General features: G+C 36.6%; 24 protein-coding genes. 9 read left to right on the top strand and 15 right to left on the bottom strand.

From position 1 onward, the window contains the following. Window positions 1–61 precede the first annotated feature (61 nt). The 13 genes from ACYQ1E_RS14540 to ACYQ1E_RS14480 all read right to left on the bottom strand — a co-directional run bounded on the left by ACYQ1E_RS14540 (window position 62) and on the right by ACYQ1E_RS14480 (window position 15669). Window positions 62–463, bottom strand: coding sequence for a NifB/NifX family molybdenum-iron cluster-binding protein (locus tag ACYQ1E_RS14540; RefSeq protein ID WP_459880903.1), 402 nt, complete (start codon window positions 461–463; stop codon window positions 62–64). Window positions 464–1684: 1221 nt separating this feature from the next. Beyond that, window positions 1685–2545 carry a radical SAM protein gene (locus ACYQ1E_RS14535; protein ID WP_459880900.1) on the bottom strand — a complete coding sequence of 287 codons (861 nt, stop codon included), beginning with the start codon at window positions 2543–2545 and terminating at the stop codon, window positions 1685–1687. After that, the gene (locus ACYQ1E_RS14530; protein WP_459880898.1) at window positions 2542–2694 is read right to left on the bottom strand and encodes a hypothetical protein; all 153 of its coding nucleotides are present in this window, start codon (window positions 2692–2694) and stop codon (window positions 2542–2544) included. Before ACYQ1E_RS14530 ends, ACYQ1E_RS14535 begins: the two co-directional genes overlap by 4 nt. Window positions 2695–2717: 23 nt before the next feature. Then, window positions 2718–4196, bottom strand: coding sequence for a tetratricopeptide repeat protein (locus ACYQ1E_RS14525; RefSeq protein ID WP_459880895.1), 1479 nt, complete (start codon window positions 4194–4196; stop codon window positions 2718–2720). A gap of 32 nt (window positions 4197–4228) precedes the next feature. After that, complete coding sequence (locus tag ACYQ1E_RS14520; RefSeq protein WP_459880892.1) at window positions 4229–8419, bottom strand: cobaltochelatase subunit CobN; 4191 nt, start codon at window positions 8417–8419, stop codon at window positions 4229–4231. Between the two features lie 64 nt (window positions 8420–8483). After that, the gene (locus tag ACYQ1E_RS14515) at window positions 8484–8834 is read right to left on the bottom strand and encodes a DUF2149 domain-containing protein (protein WP_459880890.1); all 351 of its coding nucleotides are present in this window, start codon (window positions 8832–8834) and stop codon (window positions 8484–8486) included. Continuing rightward, window positions 8800–9489: a MotA/TolQ/ExbB proton channel family protein gene (locus ACYQ1E_RS14510; RefSeq protein ID WP_459880887.1), complete on the bottom strand. Its 690-nt coding sequence runs from the start codon at window positions 9487–9489 to the stop codon at window positions 8800–8802. The genes ACYQ1E_RS14515 and ACYQ1E_RS14510 overlap by 35 nt, the downstream gene beginning before the upstream one ends. Then, window positions 9486–10190, bottom strand: coding sequence for a DUF2162 domain-containing protein (locus tag ACYQ1E_RS14505; protein ID WP_459880885.1), 705 nt, complete (start codon window positions 10188–10190; stop codon window positions 9486–9488). Before ACYQ1E_RS14505 ends, ACYQ1E_RS14510 begins: the two co-directional genes overlap by 4 nt. Window positions 10191–10210: 20 nt before the next feature. Further along, window positions 10211–12280, bottom strand: a complete 2070-nt coding sequence (locus ACYQ1E_RS14500) for a TonB-dependent receptor plug domain-containing protein (protein WP_459880882.1) — start codon at window positions 12278–12280, stop codon at window positions 10211–10213. 164 nt (window positions 12281–12444) lie between these two features. Then, window positions 12445–13140, bottom strand: coding sequence for an energy transducer TonB (locus ACYQ1E_RS14495; RefSeq protein ID WP_459880879.1), 696 nt, complete (start codon window positions 13138–13140; stop codon window positions 12445–12447). Further along, window positions 13133–13546 (bottom strand): ExbD/TolR family protein, encoded by a 414-nt coding sequence (locus ACYQ1E_RS14490; RefSeq protein WP_459880876.1) that lies wholly within the window; start codon window positions 13544–13546, stop codon window positions 13133–13135. The genes ACYQ1E_RS14495 and ACYQ1E_RS14490 overlap by 8 nt, the downstream gene beginning before the upstream one ends. After that, entirely contained in the window at window positions 13533–14186 is a 654-nt protein-coding gene (locus ACYQ1E_RS14485) for a MotA/TolQ/ExbB proton channel family protein (RefSeq protein ID WP_459880874.1), read from the bottom strand. The genes ACYQ1E_RS14490 and ACYQ1E_RS14485 overlap by 14 nt, the downstream gene beginning before the upstream one ends. Continuing rightward, window positions 14158–15669: an EF-hand domain-containing protein gene (locus ACYQ1E_RS14480; RefSeq protein WP_459880871.1), complete on the bottom strand. Its 1512-nt coding sequence runs from the start codon at window positions 15667–15669 to the stop codon at window positions 14158–14160. Before ACYQ1E_RS14480 ends, ACYQ1E_RS14485 begins: the two co-directional genes overlap by 29 nt. 805 nt (window positions 15670–16474) lie before the next feature. Here ACYQ1E_RS14480 and ACYQ1E_RS14475 point away from each other — a divergent pair. The 5 genes from ACYQ1E_RS14475 to ACYQ1E_RS14455 all read left to right on the top strand — a co-directional run bounded on the left by ACYQ1E_RS14475 (window position 16475) and on the right by ACYQ1E_RS14455 (window position 18853). Beyond that, the gene (locus tag ACYQ1E_RS14475) at window positions 16475–16993 is read left to right on the top strand and encodes a hypothetical protein (RefSeq protein ID WP_459880868.1); all 519 of its coding nucleotides are present in this window, start codon (window positions 16475–16477) and stop codon (window positions 16991–16993) included. A gap of 90 nt (window positions 16994–17083) precedes the next feature. Beyond that, complete coding sequence (locus tag ACYQ1E_RS14470) at window positions 17084–17296, top strand: AAA family ATPase (RefSeq protein ID WP_459880866.1); 213 nt, start codon at window positions 17084–17086, stop codon at window positions 17294–17296. A gap of 120 nt (window positions 17297–17416) precedes the next feature. After that, window positions 17417–18073 carry an RNA/DNA-binding domain-containing protein gene (locus tag ACYQ1E_RS14465; RefSeq protein ID WP_459880863.1) on the top strand — a complete coding sequence of 219 codons (657 nt, stop codon included), beginning with the start codon at window positions 17417–17419 and terminating at the stop codon, window positions 18071–18073. Between the two features lie 27 nt (window positions 18074–18100). Then, window positions 18101–18316: a hypothetical protein gene (locus ACYQ1E_RS14460; protein WP_459880861.1), complete on the top strand. Its 216-nt coding sequence runs from the start codon at window positions 18101–18103 to the stop codon at window positions 18314–18316. Between the two features lie 396 nt (window positions 18317–18712). After that, window positions 18713–18853, top strand: a complete 141-nt coding sequence (locus ACYQ1E_RS14455; protein ID WP_459880858.1) for a hypothetical protein — start codon at window positions 18713–18715, stop codon at window positions 18851–18853. Here ACYQ1E_RS14455 and ACYQ1E_RS14450 read toward each other — a convergent pair. After that, window positions 18823–19182 carry an IS1 family transposase gene (locus ACYQ1E_RS14450; RefSeq protein WP_459874973.1) on the bottom strand — a complete coding sequence of 120 codons (360 nt, stop codon included), beginning with the start codon at window positions 19180–19182 and terminating at the stop codon, window positions 18823–18825. The genes ACYQ1E_RS14455 and ACYQ1E_RS14450 overlap by 31 nt on opposite strands. Then, window positions 19089–19541 carry an IS1/IS1595 family N-terminal zinc-binding domain-containing protein gene (locus ACYQ1E_RS14445; protein WP_459874971.1) on the bottom strand — a complete coding sequence of 151 codons (453 nt, stop codon included), beginning with the start codon at window positions 19539–19541 and terminating at the stop codon, window positions 19089–19091. Before ACYQ1E_RS14445 ends, ACYQ1E_RS14450 begins: the two co-directional genes overlap by 94 nt. Between ACYQ1E_RS14445 and ACYQ1E_RS14440 the strand changes: the two genes are divergently transcribed. From ACYQ1E_RS14440 to ACYQ1E_RS14425, 4 genes are all read left to right on the top strand, one after another. Further along, complete coding sequence (locus ACYQ1E_RS14440) at window positions 19524–20618, top strand: DEAD/DEAH box helicase (protein ID WP_459880855.1); 1095 nt, start codon at window positions 19524–19526, stop codon at window positions 20616–20618. The genes ACYQ1E_RS14445 and ACYQ1E_RS14440 overlap by 18 nt on opposite strands. A gap of 17 nt (window positions 20619–20635) precedes the next feature. Next, window positions 20636–21256, top strand: a complete 621-nt coding sequence (locus tag ACYQ1E_RS14435; protein WP_459880852.1) for a helicase-related protein — start codon at window positions 20636–20638, stop codon at window positions 21254–21256. A 67-nt stretch (window positions 21257–21323) separates the two neighbouring features. Further along, entirely contained in the window at window positions 21324–22844 is a 1521-nt protein-coding gene (locus ACYQ1E_RS14430; protein WP_459880849.1) for a protein NO VEIN domain-containing protein, read from the top strand. A 33-nt stretch (window positions 22845–22877) separates the two neighbouring features. Then, a complete protein-coding gene (locus ACYQ1E_RS14425; protein WP_459880846.1) occupies window positions 22878–23075 on the top strand; it encodes an AAA family ATPase in 198 nt (65 codons plus the stop codon). Window positions 23076–23106: the final 31 nt, after the last annotated feature.

The following is a 23106-nucleotide window of genomic DNA, read 5'->3' as shown; positions in this document are numbered from 1 at the left end:
ATTTTTAAAAATGTTCACCTCTCAAACAAATAAAGAAAAGTAATGCAGCAGCTTTTATAGATTAGCAAATACGATCTTCCTTATGGGATAATTTCCCCTCCAAATAAAGGGAGACTGCCCCATCTATATCCTTTACATCGCAAACAATTACCTTCATTCCAAAACCTTGCATGTCAATGTAAGCCCCCAAACCCATTCTTCCTGTTATAATAAGGTCGCAGTCCTTAATAACCTCGAATATCTTTTTATGTCTTTCCGATGCCACAGGACCAATGCCATGTCTTCCTGTCTCGCTGGTTTGAGGAGAATGCTCCTCTCCTGCAAAATCTTTATGCCCCGGTTTCTCTCTTATCTCTTTATTTGTTATCTTATTGTCCTCCACAGTAACCACCGTAAAGTAAGGAGCACCCCCAAAATGTTCACTTATAGTGGTCTTGTCTTCTGTTGGGATTGCTAACTTCATCTTTTATCCTCCTGCTTATTTTTTTGCTGCTGCATCACCTTAAAACATTATCTTTAGCCCACCGAATATCATCTGACCTGATGTCTCCCACTTGTCAAAGGTTAAATAAATTCCCCAGGAAAAGACCTGTATTCTATCTCTATTTCTATACCGCTAGTTTCTGCCTCATCTATGTTTTCCCACCAGTAATATTTAATTCCCTCTAGGGTTTTATAGTAAAGTAAATCCTGTTCATGCAGTCATTTATATCATTGTAAAATCCGGTCATTCTTAACATCACCTGATTCCCCAAACGCTTTTCTATTTACGCCATTCTTGACCAAGCTTTGTTTCATCTATGCTCATCCTTGGCCTCTTTTGTTAGCAAATTCTTAAATTGTAAGGATTATCTCACATTATTTATATTGTCTCATATTGTTTGATTGATCTAAATTGACTCAAAAAAAAAATTTTGTCAAGCATTATTGACAAAATTTTTTCTTGAGGTGCTCTCCAATATTTGGAAAGCAAATTACCTATTTTTTGTTCATACTGCTCATTTATACATACATGGCTACCTTAGCAAAGCTTTATCCCCTTTTGAAAGACCTTAGACTTGAAGACAAAAAGCAAACGAATTTATTGAAATAATTGAGCAGTCACAAAAAGAAAGATTGGCTACTAAAAAGGATATCAAAGACTTGGAGATTCGCTTAGTCAAATGGATCATTGAATTAATAATAGCCCAAACTTCCATAACCATTGCATTGCTGAAGTTATGTTGATCCCCTCTGTTGGTTTTCACTTCCCTACTACCTTTCCTTAAATAGAAGCAGTAAGCACGGTTTCATAATGCTTGGCTGCCTTTGCATATTCCTCTTTTAGTCTGCAAGTCTTTCATATATTTTTTTCATTCTTTACAGGACTTTCCCCGAAATTTTTAAAAGCTTTCTAAAAAGAAAGGTAAACTCCTCAAAACAGTAATAACTTTAAAAAAGGACCCACAAATATAGGGCTGGGGCTGTCAAGGAGTGCTCGCTTGCCTGCATTCCGCTGTCCTGCCTGTTGGCAGACACCCCCTGGGTGCGGAGACATTAGAATGAAAAATCAATCGCGGATTTTGGGTTGCTTAATTGCTTGACAATTGGATCTATTTTATGCTTTCTCTATCTCCTCCTTTCTTGTTATTTGTCCATTGTCCTGGCAAAAATAACAGAGTACTGACAACCAACAACGAACACTTTAGCAATAAAATTTACCATTTCTGGAACCCAATGGGCATTTGTTACATAGAGGGTGCTTACTCATATTTTTAATAAAATTAATCTTTTTTAGATATATGCCTTTTAGATCATCATGGTTAAGGGCATCCCCCAGGTAAAATTCTGGAAGGTAAGGGCAGGGGGTAATTTTACCTTTAACTGTAACAAAGCTACTATAATTAATTGCAATACAAGGTATAGAAGGTCTTGGAGGCAGATATAGTTTTATCTTTAATTCTTTTGCTAACTCCTTTGCTTTTTTAAATAACTCCTTTTCCTCCTCAGCAGAAATATAGTCCACACTGGGGTGAACTTTAAATAGCCTGTGTAAGACTACTGCATCAATATTCAACTGAGAGGCAAATTTTATTAAGTCCAGAATTTGACTAACATTTTCTTTGTATATGACAATATCCATATAGATTTTTGGTTTCCTCAATTTCTCTTTATTTCTTCTTATTATTGACTCTCTAATTTGTGGCAAAATAGATAAAAAGATTTCCCTATTATGTATTCCAAGAGCAATAATACTCAGACCACTGCCCAAGATTTTTTCTAAGTTTTCTTTAAGCAGGGTCCCATTAGTAGTAAGTTCTGTAGAAATTCCTTGTGACTCAGCATATTTTATCATTTGAAATATCTGAGGATTAAGCAGTGGCTCACCCCATCCATGTAGACAAACATGCTGAAAATTGCCAAAATTCAATACTCTTTTAAAATTCTCTAAAGATAGTTGAATATTACTTTCATTTAAATTCCGTCGCATACATATCTTGCAGTTTAAGTTGCATCTGCGAGTAGGTTCAATCTGCAAAGTTAAATGTCTATTTAGCCAATTCATTTAAATATCTTTGACCTTCTTCCACGCAAAAAGTTCCAAACCAGGCCAGCAAAAAGGGCTACCAAGGCACTCATATGAGGCCAAAGCCTACACAGTCCTGTGCAACCACTAGTTTGTCCTTTTGTAAGTACACTTACTGGAACACACATACCTTTCACCTCCTTTCAAAAAATTACAAATTGGCCAGAAGTTCTTCAGTCTCTTTTATTACCTCTTCAAAGCCACGTTCTTTTGCCAACTCTATTGTGTTTTTAAAATATTCTTCTGCCTTATCCCTGTTTCCTGCTCTCAAATAGGCAATGCCAATATATTTATGGGCATCCAAATAATAACTTGTATGGTTAACTGGTCTGTCTGAAAATACCCTTCTTTTTATTGTCTCTTTAAAGTCAGAGATGGCTTTATCATACTCATCAAGCTCCAAATAGCACAATCCTCTTTTAAGATATAGTTTATGAATACTGTATTCATCTGCTTCCTTAATTTTTTCATTATACAATTCTAAAGCCTCCTCTATTTTCTTTTTTGCCTTTCTTTTATCACCTTTCTTTTTATGTACTCTACCTAACCATAATCTTGCCTCTGCATCCATCCCATATTTTGACTCACTTAACGCCTTTTTAAGATTAAGAATCGCTTCATCATACTTACCAAGCTTGTAATAGCACCTTCCTTTGGTAAAATAATAAAATGTAGCCTTTCCATATCTTTTAGGATTGCTTTCCTTTACTTTAATTGTTTCATCAGCATATTTAATAGTATCTTCCCATTTTCCTAATTCCCAAGCTGCAACTGTTCTATGGGCAAGGGCATTGGTAATATTTTTATTTAGTCCCACCTCTTTATTTGCTCCTTTTTTGTAGTATTCAATTGCCTTTGTAAAATCTGAGATTGCCTCTTTAAGTTTCCCTGCAGCTAAATAGTTTCTTCCCCTGCTATTATATACCCCAGCTAAACCTTCTTCCTCTACTTTTTTTAATATCTCATCTTTATGACTAAGTGCCTTGTTATATGCTTTAGTTGCCAAATCCCAATCTCCATGTCTATAAAATAAATTTCCCATTCCATGATAGGCCAAAATATAAGAGGGGTCTAGATCAAGGACTTTATAATAATCTAAAAGGGCCTTATTATAATTATCCATGTCTTCTGAAGGGAATTTAGGAGGTATGGTCCTGTATTTATGATGGTAGTGAATTTGCTCAGTATAAACTAATGCTCTATTATAATAGGCATCTACAAAATCTGGTCTTAATTCTATTACCTTGGTAAAATCAGAGATTGCCTTTTTACGCGGCTCAAGATTATAAGAAGAGCCTTTTTTAAAATATGCCAGACCCCGATTATAATAAGCATCTGCAAAATCTGGCTTTATCTCTATAGCTTTTGTATAATCGGCAATTGCCTTATCATATTGTTCCAAATTATAGTAAGCTAGTCCTCGGTTATTATATAAAGATGCATCATTTAGATTAGATTCTATTCCTTTTGAATAATATTCTATTGCTTGCTTATAATTCCCTTTTTCATATTCAGTAAGACCCAATTTCTCATACCCTGCCATTTTTTGAGTCTTTACCATAGAGACAATAACCAGACCTATAAGTACTACTAAAATTACATTTATTATGTGTCTCCTCTTATTCCCCATAGATTTCCTCCTAAAATTTATTTTCTCAGTTGCTACCTCCTCATCCCTTTCCACAATCCACGTCCTATCAGGGCAACAATAAAAATTACAATCAATACAGCTACAATTGATACCCCTGAGGTAGGAAGTTCTGTGGCCGTCTCATCCTTTTTCTCTTTCATCTCATAGCCTTTTACCTCTTCTAACTTTTTAGAACCGGCTTCCTCTTTGACCTTACTTGGTGCTATTCCTGCACCGGCCTCAACCTCCTTTTTCTTCGCCTCCTTAACCCAATCTGGTGTCTTGATATCAAGTCCTGTGGTCAGCTTAACCTGACTTTGAAACTTGAGCATGGTCTCTGGGCTGACCAGACCAGGTATAGACAAGATATTGGCTGCAAACTGATTTAGGGCAATGTTATTGCAGGTATGCTCACAGCAGGCCATTCCCTTTGTGGCCACAGAGGTTACATAATCCCTGGCAACTTTTTGGAGTAATTTTTTATCCAGCTTTTGATACCCCTTTCTTTCCACCTCAAGTATCCTGGCAATAATGGCTTGATAGGCAAATGGGCTGTGTTTTTCAAAGAATTCCTTTAATTTCATCCCGTATTTATCCTCTATATATACCTGATATACCTGTTCCCACATCTCCTTTGATACCTCTTTTGGAGTGGTTACCTGCCAGCCCCATAAATTTTCCACAAATTTTGCCATCTCCCTTGCACCTGAATAGCCGTGTTCTTTCATCCCTTTAATCCATTTAAGATTAAAATAACGGGCTCTTATCTCAAGCCCCATAAATCTGGCAAAAGTTACCGACTTAGGAGAAGATGGGTCCCTTGCATCGGATACATATAGTTCAGGTGTCTTTCCTGAGACATTCCTCACTGCCATGGCCAGTCCACCCATATACTGGTAAAAATCATCATTATCTAAGACACCAAACAGGTTTGTGGAGCGGCTATGAACTACCATATCTGTTCCCTTTAATGCTTGTATAAAGGCATCTTTTGCCTTTTTTCCCCAAATATTTCTGCCATAGGCATAATTCATCCTGTTGATATAAAGCTCGGCCAATTTATCTTCTTTCTCCCATGTGCCACTAGCAGGTATTGCCTGATCAAGACCTGTGCCATATCCTCCTGTAGGTGCACCGAAGATACGGTAGCGGGCAAATTCCTTTGCCTCTTTTTCTGAATAACCTTTTTCTCTAAATACTTGTTCGGCTTCTAAGGTATGCAGCCTGACAAAGTTTTGGTATTTTTCTTTTTCTGCATTGATTACAAGCTGGACAGCATCATCAATTAGGCCAATCTGGATGGGAAAGATATCCCTGTATAGTCCGGAGGCAGAAACCAGGATATCAATGCGGGGTCTCTTTAATTCCGATTCAGGTATCAATTCCACCCCCTTTACATGACCCCTGCCATCCCACACCGGCCTTGCTCCCATAAGATAAAGGGCCTTTGATTCCATTATGCCATGGTGCCGTAAGGTCTCTGTAGCCCAAAGCACAAGGGCAATCTTGTGTGGATATTTTCCATTCTTTTTTAGATAACTTTCAATCAACTCATCTGCCAATTTCTTGCCCACTTTCCAGGCAGCCTTAGTTGGAATCTTTTCCGGATTAAAACCATAAAAATTTCTACCTGTTGGCAAGGCATCAGGGTCGCGGATAGGGTCATTTCCAGGCCCTGGAGGGATATACCCTGCATTAAGGGCATTAAGAATACTCTTAATCTCCTTGTGACACTTACTGAGCTTTTCGGCATAGTCAATTCCCCGTTTTATGATCTCTTTTAACCATCTCTTTTCTTTGGGAGATGCGCTGGCATAATTCTTACTAAGACTCTTAATAAACGCTTCTTCCAAAGGCATCTTTTCAAGAATGACCTTTGTTAGTAAAACCTCACAGATACTCTCTATTTTTTCCGCTTCTTTAATATGTTTACCTGGATGTTTTTTTATATTCTCCCAGTCCATCTTCAGGATATTTGAAACTATCTCCTGAATAGAAGGGATATCTGTTTCCACGCTCAGCATGGCTATTACCATACTGACAAGGCTCTCGCCTTTTAAAGAAACTCCAAGTATATGAAGACCATAAGGCATACTCTGGCTCCTTATCTCAGCAAGATAATCATGAAGGGCATCCAAGAGATCATCAAAATGTTCCTTATTTAGTTCTATTCCAATATCCTTTCCAATTCCTAATTCTTTGGCCAGCTTCAATATCTCTTCTTTATACCTTTCTGCTACTGCAGGGGTTTGATTTTTTGACTGTTCATAAAGGGGTATAAGCTCATTTATCTTTGCATATTCTTTATAAAGACCAGACATCTTTATAGCTGGTATCATATGATCAATGATTACTCCATATCCTCTTCTCTTGGCCTGGAGTCCTTCGCCAACATCATCCATGAGATAAGGATAAATATCTGGTATATCCTGCATCAGGACATCAGGGGCGCAATTTTCAGACAATCCCACCTGTTTTCCAGGAGTCCATTCCAGGGTGCCATGTTTGCCAAAGTGGATAACCGCATCTGCTTTAAACTCATGTTTAAGCCAGAGATAAAAGGCAAGATACTGGTGGTGGGGAGGCAGTGTTATGTCGTGATAAAGACGTTCTGATTCTTCAAGCCAGCCCCTGGTAGGTTGTGGGCCAAGAAAGATATTGCCAAGCTTAAGCCCTGGGATAACAATGTATTTTTTCTTGTTTCCTTTGTCCTCCCAGGTCATAAGGGTAGTATTATCTACGCTTCCCCATTTTTCCAAAACTGTTTTTCTAAAATCTGAAGGAAGTGCTTTGAACCATTGTTTATATTTCTCAACAGGAACCAATACAATCCTATCACTTTTAACCAGTTTTTCTAATTCTCCTGGTGCCCAGGTGCTAATATTTCTTCCCTGCCTTAAAATCATATCCTGCAAAGTCTCTTTAGTAAAAGAAGCTCCTTCACCCAAAAAATAACCTGCCTCTTTAAGGGCACCTAAAAGTTCCTTTAGGCTCTCAAATAAATCAAGGTAGCTTGCACCAAGGTTTTGTTTTCCTGTATGGTGATTGTAATAAATAATGGCAATCCTTTTTTGAGAATTAGGAAGGTATTTTAATCTTAACCACGACTTTACCCTTTTCACCAATTTTTCAATCCTCTCATTAACAGGGACCCGCTCTGTTATCTTTACACCGCTCTTTTCATCAAAAAAGGTTCGTTTGCCACCCACCACAATTGGTTCAATCAGGCCACTTAACTCCGGCAGGAATATCTGAGAGGCTAACTGAAATGCCTCAATCCCCTGTGGGCTCTTTTCCCACTCCTCAATCTTATTATAGAGAGAAACTGCCCTTATTATAGGAATGTTTGCCTTTTTAAGTAACTCAGTGCTTTTCTCCTTAGGGTGAGAAAACATAAGAGAAATAATGATGTGAACATATGGTTTTTCTTCTTTTATCAAATATTTTTGAAGCATCTCTTCAGCAGGATAGCCGATGGTACAAACCACATTAAGGCCACTGTCTTCCAATTCCCTAATTATAGTCTTCTCAATCTGGTTATTGCCAACCTTCAGGGTATTGTAGGCAAGGATTCCCACCCATGGAGCATCTTTAAGGCGACCTGAAGTTTTGTACCATTTCAGGTAAGTTTCAGGCGTTTTGAATACCTTTGAGTCAGGTGCATCAGGATGATAGATGCCCTCTAAAGGCATCTCAATTGGAGGTTCAACTGTTAGATTCGTTATTCCTGCAAACTGATGGAAAAGATATACTATAAGACGCTTCACATTTTCCGGACCGCTATATTCCCAGTAGGCAACCATTTCAGGATAGGTTGCCACATCCACATTATAATAGCCTTTTACTCGAAATACGTCGTATCCGCCAATACCAATAACCTTAGCCCCTCTGGCTCTGGCTATTTTTAAGTCTTTTTCCATATCCAGCATGACTCTATAGCTTATGTGGTTTAAAAAAATAATATCTGCATCAGACAGAACAGGCTCTATTACTTTTTCCTCCAAGTCCCTGCCAGGATACACCACTATATCTACTTTTTTACTCAGTGCAGGATATTCTTCCTTAAACTTTGATATTCCTTCTGCCATAACTTTAGTGGCAGTCTCAGGAATGAAGAAAACCATCTTTTTGGTAGTCAATGCACCCGTGTTAGCCGGAACCATCAATATTGTGATAACACACAGGGTCAAAATAACTGCTAAAAACCCTCCCTTTTTGACCATCACTAAACCTCCTCTCAAGAATAGTCACAACCAGATAGATGGCTGAAAGTTCTGCTGATTATAACTATCTCTCTTCTTCCTCCGGAATATAAACTACTCGACCATCTAATAACTTATAGGCTGTTCCCAATCTTATTCCCTGCCCTTCAGCCATTTTCTTGGTTAACTTCTGTACCTTGATCTCTTTTCCCTTTTTGGTAATGATTTCCATTTTGCCTGGCTGGTTAGGATTTTTAACCAAAGTAAACTCCTCAGCAGAAAATATCTCATGGAGATGATAGGCATTTATTATGGCCACCATAAATCCTACGGCAAACACCATGGCTGCATCAAACAGATTTGCTATGCCACCCAATGGTTCTTCTTTATAGGCGGGTGATTTATTTTTCTTTCTTCTTCTCTTTAAGAATTCCATTTAACCTCACCCTATTTAAATTTTTTATAATTAAATCAGAAAAATAAGAGATGTCCTTTATATCCTCTTCATACCACCTTTGTCTGATTGTAGAGATGACATAGGCTATTCCCCCAATGGCCAGGCCCACTACTGTGGTGCTAAAGGCAATAATTAGGCTATTCGCCATACGGGTAAGGTCCCCTTGAGATAGGGCCAAAAGGGCTGGCCCCATAGGGATAAGGGTGCCCATTAAACCAAGCATAGGACCAATTCTTATCAAAATACGGGTCTTATCCACCATTTTTTCTACCTTTATCTGATATTCCTGAAGGAGGTTCTCTAAAACCAGATCCAGATGCTCTCTTTTCTCTGTGATTTCTCCTGCCAATTCTCCTAAAAAATTTTTCCAGAACAGGTTTCCAAATCTTATCCCCTCTAGGTATGCATTGATTTGGTTAGAGGCCCTGTTATAAGCAGCATGAGAAATTTCATTGCAGAGTTTTGCTGCCAGCCATTCTGGACTTTGTATCCTTTTCCGCAATAACCATTCTGAGACAAAACCACCCAATAACATTAATATCCAGATAAAAAAGACCAAAAGCAAAGCCATAACCGGATACAAAAAGGCGTTCATGATTAAATAAAGGGCAGACTGTAAATAGTTTAATATCATTTTTCCATCTCACTTTTTGTTTTTAGATAGCCTATGCCAAAAAATAAAAGAGCAATGCCCAAAATTCCCATAAGCTGTGGCAATGACAAATCCACTTTGGTAGTGGAGCGGGTCAAGCTAAAAATTGCTTTATACTGGCTATAAACAGGCACAACTAAGATAGAGATAACAAAATAAAGGCCAAGCATGAGCATAGAAAATCCAACCATGATTGGGTTAAGATGCTTGAATAAAAGGGCTGAGGTAAGGATTACTACCACAAATATTATACTTATTAAAGCGCTAGTCTTAATGGCAGAAATACCAGTTATGGCAGAAAATATAGAGGTGCTTAAAAGCATGGAAGATAAACAAATAGGGCAGGGAAACATTAAGAGATAACCTACTTTTCTTTTCTTTATATTTTCATTTACAAATGATTTTATGGTATAAAGACCCCAGGCAAAGAGCCCAAAAGAAAGGAATATATGCAGCAATACCCCATATGATGTGAATTTCTGGAAGAATTGAAAATAATCAAGCGGATTAAATATCTTTAAGATAACACCCATTAAAAATGAAAGCATGCCATACAAAGAGGCCAAAGATATTATTTTTAGTTTACTTAAATGAGCAGAGCCAGCTACAAGTCCTGCCTTTGTTGCAAAGATTAAGACCATAAACAAGGTGCCTATTACCCAAAAATAAATAATCATCTTCATTTATGTTCCCTCCCATATTCCTAAAAAGTGTATTTTAATCCGCCCATTACAGTAGTGCCTGGAAGATAATAATAGTAATAGTGCCTGTATTCTTCATCCCAGATATTATCCACATTTAAAAAGGCTTCCATTTTACCCCTCATATATTTTGGAAGTGGTATAACACGGGATACTCTTAAATCACCCACTACATAATCATCAATCGACTTTTTATTCTTTTCATCATAAAAGACCTTGCCCATATAGGTGCAATATAGACTTATAGTAAATAACTTGGGGTTATCATAAATTATGCCCCAGTTTACTACGTGCTTGGGCGTATAGGTAAGCAACTTTCCTTCTATTTCAGGTGCCAAAGGATGTTCTACAACTTTTGAAATGTTATATGTATAATTAACATTGACTTTAAAATATTTTAAAAATGCATAATCTATTTCAGTTTCAATGCCATGAATACGCACTTTTCCCACATTTACTTTTTGTTTTACTTCCTGTCCCTCTTCAGGGGTAAAATAAGGGGGAATTTCTCCTGGTTCTAAGACCTTCTTAGTAATGAAGTCCTCAAATTCACTCCAATAGGCAGTAAAAGACAGATTAAAATCCTTAGCTATTTTAAATAATTCATAAAGAGGCTTTGTATCAACCCCAACATCTACAGAATAGGTCATCTTTTCAGGCTCAAGCTCCGGATTTCCTATCTCAAAGAGCGCTGCCCCATGAGGACCTGACCTATAAAGACTATAGAGGTCTGGTGCTCTGAATCCTGTGCCAAAAGATGTCCTAAACCTTGTGTCTTCTGTTAAATGATAAACCAGTCCTGCCTTAGGAGACCAGCGGTCTTCAGTGTTTTCTGGATAGTCAAAGGCTATCTCCTTTCCAGTGGTATTGTCATAAAAACTGCCATCATAGTTTTTCCACCAGTCATAGCGAATACCTGCACTGAGGATCAACTTTTCTTTTAATAATGGCCATTCTGCATGTAAAAACCCAGAATATTGCTTTTGCTTCCCTTCAAAATCCCTTGGCCCTTTTTTATATAGATAATGAGATTCACACTCTCCCCATTTTAAATCAGAGCCTATGGTAAAAAGAAGCCCCTTTATCTCTTTGCTTGCCTGGAGCATAAGCCCCCAGTTTTCCTTAGGAACGTCGCTTTTGTAATAGAATCTATCAAATTGTTTTGTGGTCTTATTATATTTGTGTGCCTCTGTATTAGACTCATAGTCAAAGTAGTAAAATTTGGCATTGAAATCTATATCTGAGATAGGGATACTGTAATCAAGGTGATATTTATATATCTCTGTATCTAACTCATATAAAGTTGGAGCTGCATGAATATCATCTTCATCAAAGTATTCAAACCCAAATTTAAGCTTTGATCTCCCCAATTTAAAATCAACCTCTGGTGATACATAATACCTATCTGTCTCTGGTTTTTTATAATAATCCTTCCATTTCTTTTTATATTTATAGCCATCTGTATTTCTGCCACCTGCTGAGAGGCGAAATCCAAACCAATCATATTCTCGGCTTATATTAAAGTTATATATATGGGTATTCATCTCACCACCTTCATAGCTCAAGCCACCAGCAAATCTTTCCTTAGGCGGTCTGGTAATGATATTTATCACACCACCCATGGCATTAGAGCCATAAAGGGCAGAACCTGCCCCTCTTACTATCTCAATCCTCTCTATGTCCTCTGTGGAAAGTGTACTAAAATCTTGAACAGAACCACCATACATATCGTTTAAGGGAATGCCATCTTTTAGCACCAATGTCCGCTTTGAAGAACCTGTACCTCTCATCAAAAGGCTAGTGTGACTGCCTGTGGTGCAAAGCCCCATAGTGCGCTTTATCCTGATACCAGCCACCTTGTTCAATACATCATCTACAGTCTTTACATGCATCTTATCCATCTCTTCCTTGGTTATAATAGTTACACTGTTAGGCACATCTTTTACTGGTCTTTCTGTCCTTGTGGCAGTTACAACCACTTCTCCTATTTCAATTTCCTTTGGCTTTTGTTGTGCTGAAACCATGGTAACCATGAGAAAGACCAATAGAAAGCAAATTACTAAATTTTTCATAGCCTCCTCCTTTCAATCAATTGACAACTAACGCCATTGTTGCTAAAAAAAAAATGGGCCTGGTTAAAAGAGTGCCAGGTGCCACAGGCGGAAAGCAGGTTTCCTTTGGCCGGGGCTGCTTTCCGCATTTTTAAAATCCTATCTTATCTATTTATTCTATCTTCTTACCTCCGTGCATATTCTTTCAATTCAAAGCGTAGGCATATATTTATAATTAATGACCTTTCTTTTAATCCTTCTGGAAAAGGAGGAAATGGATTGGCTTTTTTAATACTTTCTATAGCAGCCTTATCTAAGATTTGATGATGACTGGATTTAACTACCTTTATATTTTTTACCTTTCCATTTTTTAAAATCTCAAATTTTACCCATACATCACCCTCAATCCCTTTATTTCTAGCAAGTAACGGGTATCTTTTGTTCTCTTCAATCTTTTGTTTAATGAGTTGCTGATAATAAAAGAGCGAAGAAGCTTTTCCTTTAGTAGAACTTTTATTATTGGTATTACTAAAATCATAATGCTTAGAAAAGAAATTAGATATGCTTGCTACTGAAATAGGCCTATATTTTGTTTCTTTAATGGATTCTACAATGGTCTTTGGACACTGCCTATATTTTACCTGATGCACTACCTCCTTTATTGGGTTTAAATTATAAGTTACCTGTTTAACCATCCTTGGCATAAGTGGAATCTTGGGAGACTTGACACTTTCTCCTTTTATTTCTTTTAGATCCACCTCTATCCTTCTCTCAGGTGTTTTTGCAGAGAATATGTCAGTAAAGCAAAGTAATATAGATGCATGAAACACTACGGAGATAATAAAAAATATCCTTATAGCCTTATTTTTGTTTTTATTCACCATATCCCTCTTTTCTTGTTGCAATACAAAGCCTTGCTGCACCAGCAGTCTTTGCAACATCCATTACCTTTACCACTTTATTTAAAATTGCTTCTCTATCTGCCTTTATTACTACCAATTTATCTCTATCAGAGCCTATAAGGGACCTCAATTCATAATAGAGTTGATGTAAGGTAAGTAATCTATTCCCAATAAATACCCTACCTTCTTTAGATACATAGAGTGTAATTTCTCTTTGGGTCTGTGGCGTTGTGGAATCTGCCTGAGGAAGCTTCACTGAGATACCTTCTTCGGTGATGAACCTTGTAGTTAAAAGAAAGAATATAATCAGCAAAAATACCATATCTACTAAAGGTGTAAGAGACATTTCCTCAATATTATTTATGCTATTTTTAAGCCTTATCATCCAATACCTCCAAAAATTCATTGAGTTTTTCTTGTAAGAGTGCCGTAAAATTTCTCACCCTACTTACTAGATAATTGTGGGCTACTATGGTAGGGATAGCTACAGAAAGCCCCAAGGCAGTAGTAAGCATGGCCTCCCATATGCCACCTGCAAGCACACTGGCATTTACTCTTCCTCCTAGTCTCTCGATTACCATAAATGCCTTTATCATCCCTGTCACTGTACCTAAGAGACCTAAAAGCGGGGCAATGTTCCCTACAGTAGAGAGGGCAGACAAATACCTTTCTAGCTCCCTTATCTCCCTTTCTGCTGCAGAGGCCATAGCCCTTTCTATGCATTCTTTATCTTTACCAGCCCGGTATCTTTTAATACCTTCTTTTAGCACCCTTCCTAAGGGATTTTTGCTATTTTCTGCTATAAATAATGCCTTATCTATCCCTTTTTTATTTAATGCCCTCTTAACCTTAGTAATTAGGTCATCTGGATTTTTAATTCTCAGTTTTCTGGAGCTATAAAGCCTTTCAAGCACTATAGTAAGGGCAATTACAGAGCAAAAGAGGATAGGAATTATTAAAATCCCCCCTTTTGCTAAAAACGATATTATGGGTAGATTAAAATGAAATATCTGGCCTTCCGTCATAATCTAAGTCTTTTTCTGTCTTAATTAACTTTCCTTTTTTGCAATAGTACTTCCAGAGATCTATTTTTCCGTCTCTATTGCTGTCTTCCTCTACCCTTATGAGGCTTCCATTTTCATAAAAAAAGGAAAGTTCCCATTTTCCATCCCCATCCTTGTCTTGTTCAGCCTTAATGGGAACCCTATCTTTTCCATAATGCCAGCAAATATCAATCTTTTTATCTTTATTTGTGTCCTGTTCTAATTTTATAAGCCTTCCCTTGCTGTAGTACTCTATCTTATCAATGGTACCATCATGATTTGAATCCTTCTTTTTTAAGCTGAGTTTACCTCCCTTATAATAGCTCCATACATCTACCCTTCCATCTTTATTTGTGTCTTGTTCCTGCCTTATTAATTTTCCATTTCTATAAAAATACCAATTATCAACCCTGCCATCATAATCCTTATCAATTTGTGATTCTTTCATTTTCCCATTTTTAGAAAAATATATCCATGAATCCCATTTACCATCCTTATTTCTGTCCCGAAGTTGTCTATATAGGCTTCCTTTTTTATATTCATTTCTTACATCAAATTGGCCATCGTGATTTGAGTCTATTTCTCCTAAGGTCAAAATCTCCTTTTGATAGTGTTTTATTAAATCTACCTTTCCATCAAAATTGGTATCTATTTTCTCTTTAGTTATCTTTCCTAATCTGTTCAGATAGAGCCAAGCATCCACTTCTCCGTCCTTATTTCTATCCTGTTCTTGCCTTGCCTCCTTAATGTAATCCCAGGTATCTATCTTTCCATCAAAATCGCTATCCCACTGTGCCTTTATGACTTTTCCTTTTTCATAAAATTTTATGGCATCCACTCTTCCATCAAAATTTGTGTCAAATCGGGCCTCTTTTAGTTTCCCTTTTTCAAAATAAAACCATGTATCTATCTTTCCATCCTCATTTTTATCTTGTTCTTGCCTTATAAGCTCCCCTTTTTTATAAAAACTAAAGGTATCGAACTTTCCATTGAAATTGCTATCTATTATTACCCTTTCATTTCCCTCCTCTTTGTCTAAAAAGGCGATTATTTCCCTTAAACCATCCTCATTTTTATCTTGTTCCTGTCTTTTTAATTTTCCCCCTTCAAAAAAACTCCAGGTATCAATTTTTCCATTATGATTGGTATCACTTTCTACCCTCACCAAATCCCCTTTTTCAAAATACCTCCATTCATCTAATTTCTCATCAAAATTTGAATCAATTTCTATCTTCACTAAATTTCCATCTTCATCATAATAGGCCCACATATCTAAATTACCATCGTTATTGGTATCTTTTTTAAGTATTTTTGAAAAACCGTTTGAAAATCCTAATACAATACAAAACACCACAACACATATGATATGCACTGGACTAACATTTAGCTGCAGCCCTGCAGCACCGCCTCTATCTACCTTTATAATACGCCATTCTTGACCAAGCTTTGTTTCATCTATGCTCATCCTTCGTCCTTTTGTTAGCAAATTCTTAAATTGTAAGGATTATCTCACATTATTTAGATTATCTCATATTGTTTGATTGATCTAAATTGACTCAAAAAAAATTTTTTGTCAAGCATTATTGACAAAATTTTTTCTTGAGGTGCTCTCCAATATTTGGAAAGCAAATTACCTATTTTTTGTTCATACTGCTCATTTATACATACATGGCTACCTTAGCAAAGCTTTATCCCCTTTTGAAAGACCTTAGACTTGAAGACAAAAAGCAAACGAATTTATTGAAATAATTGAGCAGTCACAAAAAGAAAGATTGGCTACTAAAAAGGATATCAAAGACTTGGAGATTCGCTTAGTCAAATGGATCATTGAATTAATAATAGCCCAAACTTCCATAACCATTGCATTGCTGAAGTTATGTTGATCCCCTCTGTTGGTTTTCACTTCCCTACTACCTTTCCTTAAATAGAAGCAGTAAGCACGGTTTCATAATGCTTGGCTGCCTTTGCATATTCCTCTTTTAGTCTGCAAGTCTTTCATATATTTTTTTCATTCTTTACAGGACTTTCCCCGAAATTTTTAAAAGCTTTCTAAAAAGAAAGGTAAACTCCTCAAAACAGTAATAACTTTAAAAAAGGACCCACAAATATAGGGCTGGGGCTGTCAAGGAGTGCTCGCTTGCCTGCATTCCGCTGTCCTGCCTGTTGGCAGACACCCCCTGGGTGCGGAGACATTAGAATGAAAAATCAATCGCGGATTTTGAGTTTTCAGCAATTCTCGGTGAGAGATCATCCCAAGAGAGATTACCTATATGTTACTGACAGAGCTAGAGAGTCAATTTAAACCTTTGTGGTATGTAAATCCAGATGGAAGCCTTGATATAGTAAAACTTATGCGGGCATTTCAGGAGTTTTTCAGGGAACACAGTGAGAGCTGGCTTGAGAGATTTCAATACAAGGAAGCAGGACCCCAACTACTTATGCAGGCATTTTTGCAAAGGATTGTTAATAGTGGCGGAAGGATAGAAAGAGAATATGGTCTTGGCAGAAAAAGAACAGACCTTCTTTTAATATGGCCTATTGGAACAAGTAGTCTTCTTGAAGCAAAGAAAGTGCAAAAAGTGGTTATTGAGCTCAAGGTCCTTTATAAATGTCTGGAAAAGACCATAGAAGAAGGTTTATCTCAGACCTATGAATATATGGACAGATGTGGTGCAGAAGAGGGACATCTTGTGATATTTGATAAGACAAAGGGCAAACCGTGGGATGAGAAGATATTTGAGAGAAGGGAAAAATACAGAGGCAAAGAGATATGGATCTGGGGGATGTGAAATTTGTTTAATAAGGGAGCAAAGCCATGAAAAAAAGACTTGGCCTTGACACATCGTCTTTTATAAAGCTTAGAGAAAAAGACCTTGTATATGTGGATAAAACCAAATGGATATATAAGTAAGCTTATTACAGAGGGAGAATGTTATTTTTTATCAAGGCCCAGAAGATTTGGTAAATCCTTAACCATATCCACTCTAAAAGAGCTTTTTTATGGAAACAAAGAGCTTTTTAAGGCCTTTATATTTATGATAAGTGGGATTTTAAAAAACATCCTGTGCTTATTTTTGATTTTAATGAGATAGACAATCAGACTCCTTCTATATTACCTGGAAAAATAAGGGGATTAAAACTATTCTTTGTGGGATAAACTTTGATACAGAGAAAAGAGAAGTAAAAGAGATTGTTTTTGAGGAGATTTAAATTTGAGGAGTGAAAAGAAAAAGAATTGGGGTAAGGAAGTGATGAGAGAATCGCAGGATATAGAATTTAAGGAAAAGTGGAAAGACGAACATCTAAAAACTTTGTGTTCTTTTGCCAATGGGGATGGAGGAATATTGTATGTTGGTATCCGCGATGATGGAACACCTGTTGAGATTGAAAGTCCAGAAAAACTTCTTGAAACCCTGCCAAACAAAATAAGAAACAATCTTGGCGTGAAGTGCCTGTTTTTTGTTGATACCATTATAATAAAAGGAAATCTGTTTGTGCAAGTTGAAGCTCTTACAAATGCAATTAAAAAGCATATCAATGTAAGCTATGTAATAGAGGATGTGCATAGGAAGGATGTGTGGGATTACCCTTTACCTGCGATCAGAGAAGCCTGTATAAATGCCCTTATACATCGTGATTACATGGATTCCGCAGAGATTCAGATCAAAATATATGATGGTCCTATATGGTTTTGGAACCCTGGTGGATTGCCAGAAGGGCTAACAATTGATGACTTAAAAAAAGAACACCCATCCAAATCAAAAAATAAGCTCCTTGCTATGGTTTTCTATTACGCAGGGCTAATAGTAAAGATGGGGTACAGGAACAAAAAGAATGGTCGACCTCTGCAAAAAACAAGGAGTTCCTGAACCTGAATTTAAAGAAGAGTTTTGGGAGTGTCTGAAAAAACTTTCTATAGAGACTTGCAACAACTTGTGGAGATAGGAATCTTAAAGGCAGAAGGAGAAAAAAAGGGAGAAGGTATATTTTTGCATGATTTGATCTTTTATCAATCATATATCGGACATATCGTACATTTTACAGACATATATTGGACAAAACAGACTTTCATAGAAGCAGAAGGAGAAGATAATGCAGGAAATAACATTTGAATGTGAAGTGATAACACCCATGTTTCTTGCTGGCGCGGACGGAAAAACACCAGAACTTAGAGCCTCTTCCATTTTATAAAATTCAGGGCCGTAAGATTTCAGGATAAGTGTGTAAATTTTAACATAGAAAAAATAGACATTTTTTTTTAGTATGGGGTAACGGCTAATATAGTCTGAAAATTCATAAAGGAAGATCCCTATATTAGAGCACAAATTTAATCTTCTGGAAATTAAAGGTGTTATCAAGGAGTTAGTTTTTAAAATTTATTACCATTGACAAAGATATTTTAAAGAGATTTAAGTAAACTCCGCAACTTCATGTAAAAAAATAGCAGAATACTAAAGATAAAATCATAGAGGCATTATTGGAAAAGGGTATAACCTATGGAGATGTCTATGGATAACAAATTAAAAGAAAACACCCTAATAGAAGCTCCTTTTTGGAATGAGCCTGTTAAAATTGAAAAGATGGAAGAAATAGGAACATATATTAGAATCGAGAGTGTTCACCTAAAGATAGATAAAAATCTTTGCTGATATTGGGCAAAAATTTCAGGATCAGTTAATGCATGCCATAATTTCATTGATGCATGAACCATTTCTTCCTTTTTAGATACAACTTTCGTCCTACGTGTCATTCGTCCAAGATGATGTCTTGTATTGCTATTATCTCTTTCTATTGTCACTGTTCCTCTTTTTCCTATTATATGGCGCTCTCGCGGCAATACCTTCTTAAAAGCTTCCCAATCATCTGTATAAAAAACACAGTCCTTCAATTGTTCAAGTTTTTTGTATAACCGTCTGAAGGTTGAAGCATCACGATTGCCAATAACCCAGGCAATAGTTCGCCCTCTGCTACGATCCAACGCCTTGATAATCCATATTTTGTTTTTTTTGACTGGATAAAATGCCACATCTCATCAAATTCTATTTCTTTTATCTCATTAGATATAACTGGTTCTGGAAGTGATTCGGCTTCCTCTTTTATCCATCGGTAAGTCAATGAACGAGAAACTCCAAATAATTTAGCTAAAAAGCCAAATGATGCTTTACCAAGAGAATAAAGAATAACTGCAAGGGCTTTTTTAACTTTCAGAGATTCTTTTCTCCTTGCATCTCCTATCACAAAAGTTCGTGAACAGTTCTTGCACAGATACCGCTGTTTTTTACGAACAAAACCATTTTTGACGACTTGCGTTGAATTACAATGCTTGCATACAACCATTTTCTCCCTCCCATTATTTTGGTTGGGATAACTTATATTATATTTCTATCTAAATGTAAACACTCTCTTAGAATCGTTGGTTATACAGTTCATTCAAAAAATTATGTAGATCAACTCATAGAAAAGGAAGATCAACACAAGCTAAAAATAATAAATTCTCTTATTGATCTCAGTGCAGATCCAGAAAATACTTTTTTTGCAATAGAGGCCATGAGGTTTAAGTATGCGTCTTTATTTGATCCACTTCTTGCCATGAATGTCTCAAAGGTTGATCCTTTGCCTTTTCAAATAGAAGCTGTATATGGATATGTTTTAAAGCAACCCCACATACGATTTTTGATTGCAGATGATCCTGGTGCAGGCAAAACCATCATGTCTGGACTTATTATTAAAGAGTTAAAACTAAGAAGACTTGCAAATCGAATACTAATAGTAGTTCCAGGGCACCTGAAGGATCAATGGAGAAGAGAGCTTAAAGAAAAATTTGATGAGACATTTATAGTTCTGGACAGGCACACCTTTAATGCCCATTATGGAGAAAATCCTTGGGAACAAAATGATCAAATAATAACATCTCTTGATTTTATAAAACAGGAAGATATCCTTACATCTTTAAGTTCTGTAAGCTGGGATCTGGCATTTGTAGATGAAGCCCATAAAATGTCTGCCTATAGATATGGAGATAAGACAAAAAAGACTCAACGCTACAAAGTGGGAGAGGTTTTATCAAAAGCATCAAATCATCTCATCTTTTTAACTGCAACACCACACAAAGGAGACCCAGAGAATTTTAGATTGTTTTTAGATCTTTTGATGCCAGGTTTTTTCGCATCCCTTGAAATGGTAGAAGAATCCTTAAAAAACAAAGACAATCCCCTATTTATCAGAAGACTAAAAGAAGACCTTAAAGACTTTGAGGGCAAGCCCATATTTACCCGAAGATTTACCCATACAATAAAATTTCGTCTGTCTGAGCCTGAAAAAGATCTTTATAATCGTCTCTCCCGTTATGTATTAGAACAATACAACAAAGCCCTGCAAGCAGACAATAAAAAAGAAATATTGCCTTTGCCCTGATGATTCTTCAAAGAAGAATGGCTTCCAGTGCCTATGCCTTGCTCATGTCCCTTGAGAGAAGAAAACAAAGACTGGAAAAAATATTAAATGGGGAAGAAAAAACAAAAGATGCGCTTTTAAATTTTGCTGACTATGAAGAGATTGAAGATGTGGAAGAGATTGATAGATGGAAAAAGGAAGAAGAATGGGAAGCTGTTACTGTAGCTAAAGATCCAGTTGAGCTTAAAAAAGAAATAGAGACCATAGACTCTGTTATTCAAAGAGCCAAACATGTGATAAATAGCGAGTGTGAAGTAAAGATAAAAGAGTTAAAAAATGCTATTCAGCTTGGCTTTGAAAAGATAAAACAGATGAAAGGAAAACCCAAGATATTGATTTTTACTGAATCAAAAGACTCCCTTATGTATTTAAAGGAAAAGATAAGATCATGGGGATATAAGGTAAATGCCATATACGGGGGCATGAGCATAGACGATAGAATAGAGGCTGAAAAAATTTTTAGGGATGAAACAGATGTATTAATAGCCACAGAAGCTGCAGGAGAAGGAATAAATCTTCAATTTTGCCATATAATGATAAATTACGACATACCATGGAACCCCAACAGATTAGAACAAAGAATGGGACGAATTCACTAGATATGGCCAGCAAAAAGATGTTTACATCTTTAACCTTGTGGCAGAGGACACAGCAGAAGGAAAGGTATTGTCAAAACTTTTTGACAAACTAGAAGAAATAAAGACAAAACTTGGAAGTGACAGGGTATTTGATGTTATAGGAGAGGTCTTTGAAGGTAAAAATCTGCACCAGCTTATCTTAGATGCAATAACCCAAGCAAAAGACATGGATGAGATATTAAAAGAGCTGGATATTGAACCTGATGAACAATACATTGCCAAAATAAAAGACGCTCTAGGTGAGAGCCTTGCCACCAGATTTATTGATTACACCCGGATAAAGGAGATGGCAGAAAAGGCGCGTGAATACAGGCTTATTCCAGAGTATGTGGAAGAATTTTTTAAAAGGATATTTGCAAAGGCTGGAGGAAGATTTAGAGAATTAAAATCAGGATTTATCGCCATTGACTCTATACCTTATGAAATAAAATCCATTGCTAAAAGTGCGGAGTTTAAAAACAGATATGGAATTATTAAAAATCATTATCCAAAGGCAACTTTTGATAAGGATGTAGCATTTAAAAATCCTGATGCAGAATTTATATCTTTTGGACATCCATTACTTGAGGCTGTTTTAGAGTGGACATTGGTAAAATTTGGTGAACAGGCTAAAAAAGGCACAATATTCAAAGACCCTTCAGGCAGGTTAAACGGATATCTGTGGTTTTACATAGGAGAAGTAAAAGACGGAAAAGGAGAAGTAGCAGGAAGAAAGATTTTGACCATTTTTGATAATGGGAGCGAATATCAAGAGCTTTCTCCATCAATCCTGTGGGATCTTGTGCCATCTAGGCCTTTAGCTCTATCCTCTAATGCCCCTGAAAAAGACAGAGTTTTACCTTTTGTTATAAATGCAGTAGAAAAATACAAACAGGATATTGCAAAAGAAAGGAACAGGCAGGCAGAGATAAAGAAAAAATATGGATTAAGATCATTGGATTATTTAATTGGCAAGTTAGACGAAGAGCTTACTGCGCTTGTGGAGAGAAAATACAAAGGAGAAAAGGTTGATTTGCCCATTAGAAACAAGGAAGAGCAAAAGAAAAGATATGAAAAAACAAAGAAAAAATTAAAGGACGAGATAGAAAAAGAGCAGAGTCTGTCTATTTCCATGCCTGAATATTTAAGTGTGATTAAGGTTGTTCCAGAGAAAAATGAGATGATTGAAGATGAAGAGATTGAAAAAATAGGAATGCAAATAGCCATGGAATACGAAAAAGCTCATGGAAGAGAACCTGTGGATGTATCTAGAGAAAACCTTGGTTTTGACATTCGCTCAAAAAATAACGCTGAGACCAGATACATAGAAGTTAAGGCAAGAAAAGGAGAAGGAGAAGTGGCTCTAACCCCCAATGAATGGTTTAAGGCAAAAAGGTTTAAAGATCAGTACTGGCTCTATGTGGTAGCCAATGCAGCAACCAAACCCACTTTATACATTATCAACAATCCTGCTGAAAATCTCAAACCTCAGGAGAAAATAGAGGTTGTGAGATTTGTTGTGCCCATATATGAGTGGAAAAATAAAAAACAAGAAACATGGAAAAAATAATTTTATTAAACAACCCTTTTATGGAGCAAGAACATGAAAAAAAGACTTGGTCTTGACACATCATCTTTTAGAAAGCTCAGAGAAAAAGACCTTGTGTATGTGGATAAAACCAAATGGATATATAAGCTCATTACAGAGGGGGAATGTTATTTTTTATCAAGGCCCAGAAGATTTGGCAAATCCTTAACCGTATCTCCTCTAAAGGACTTTTTTAAACAAAGAATTTTATAAAGGACTTTTTTTATGAAAAGCGGAAATTTAA

This window comes from Desulfothermus naphthae (assembly GCF_054657475.1).
Note: the sequence above shows the minus strand (reverse complement) of the source record. Positions and strands in the feature narration are given on the sequence as shown.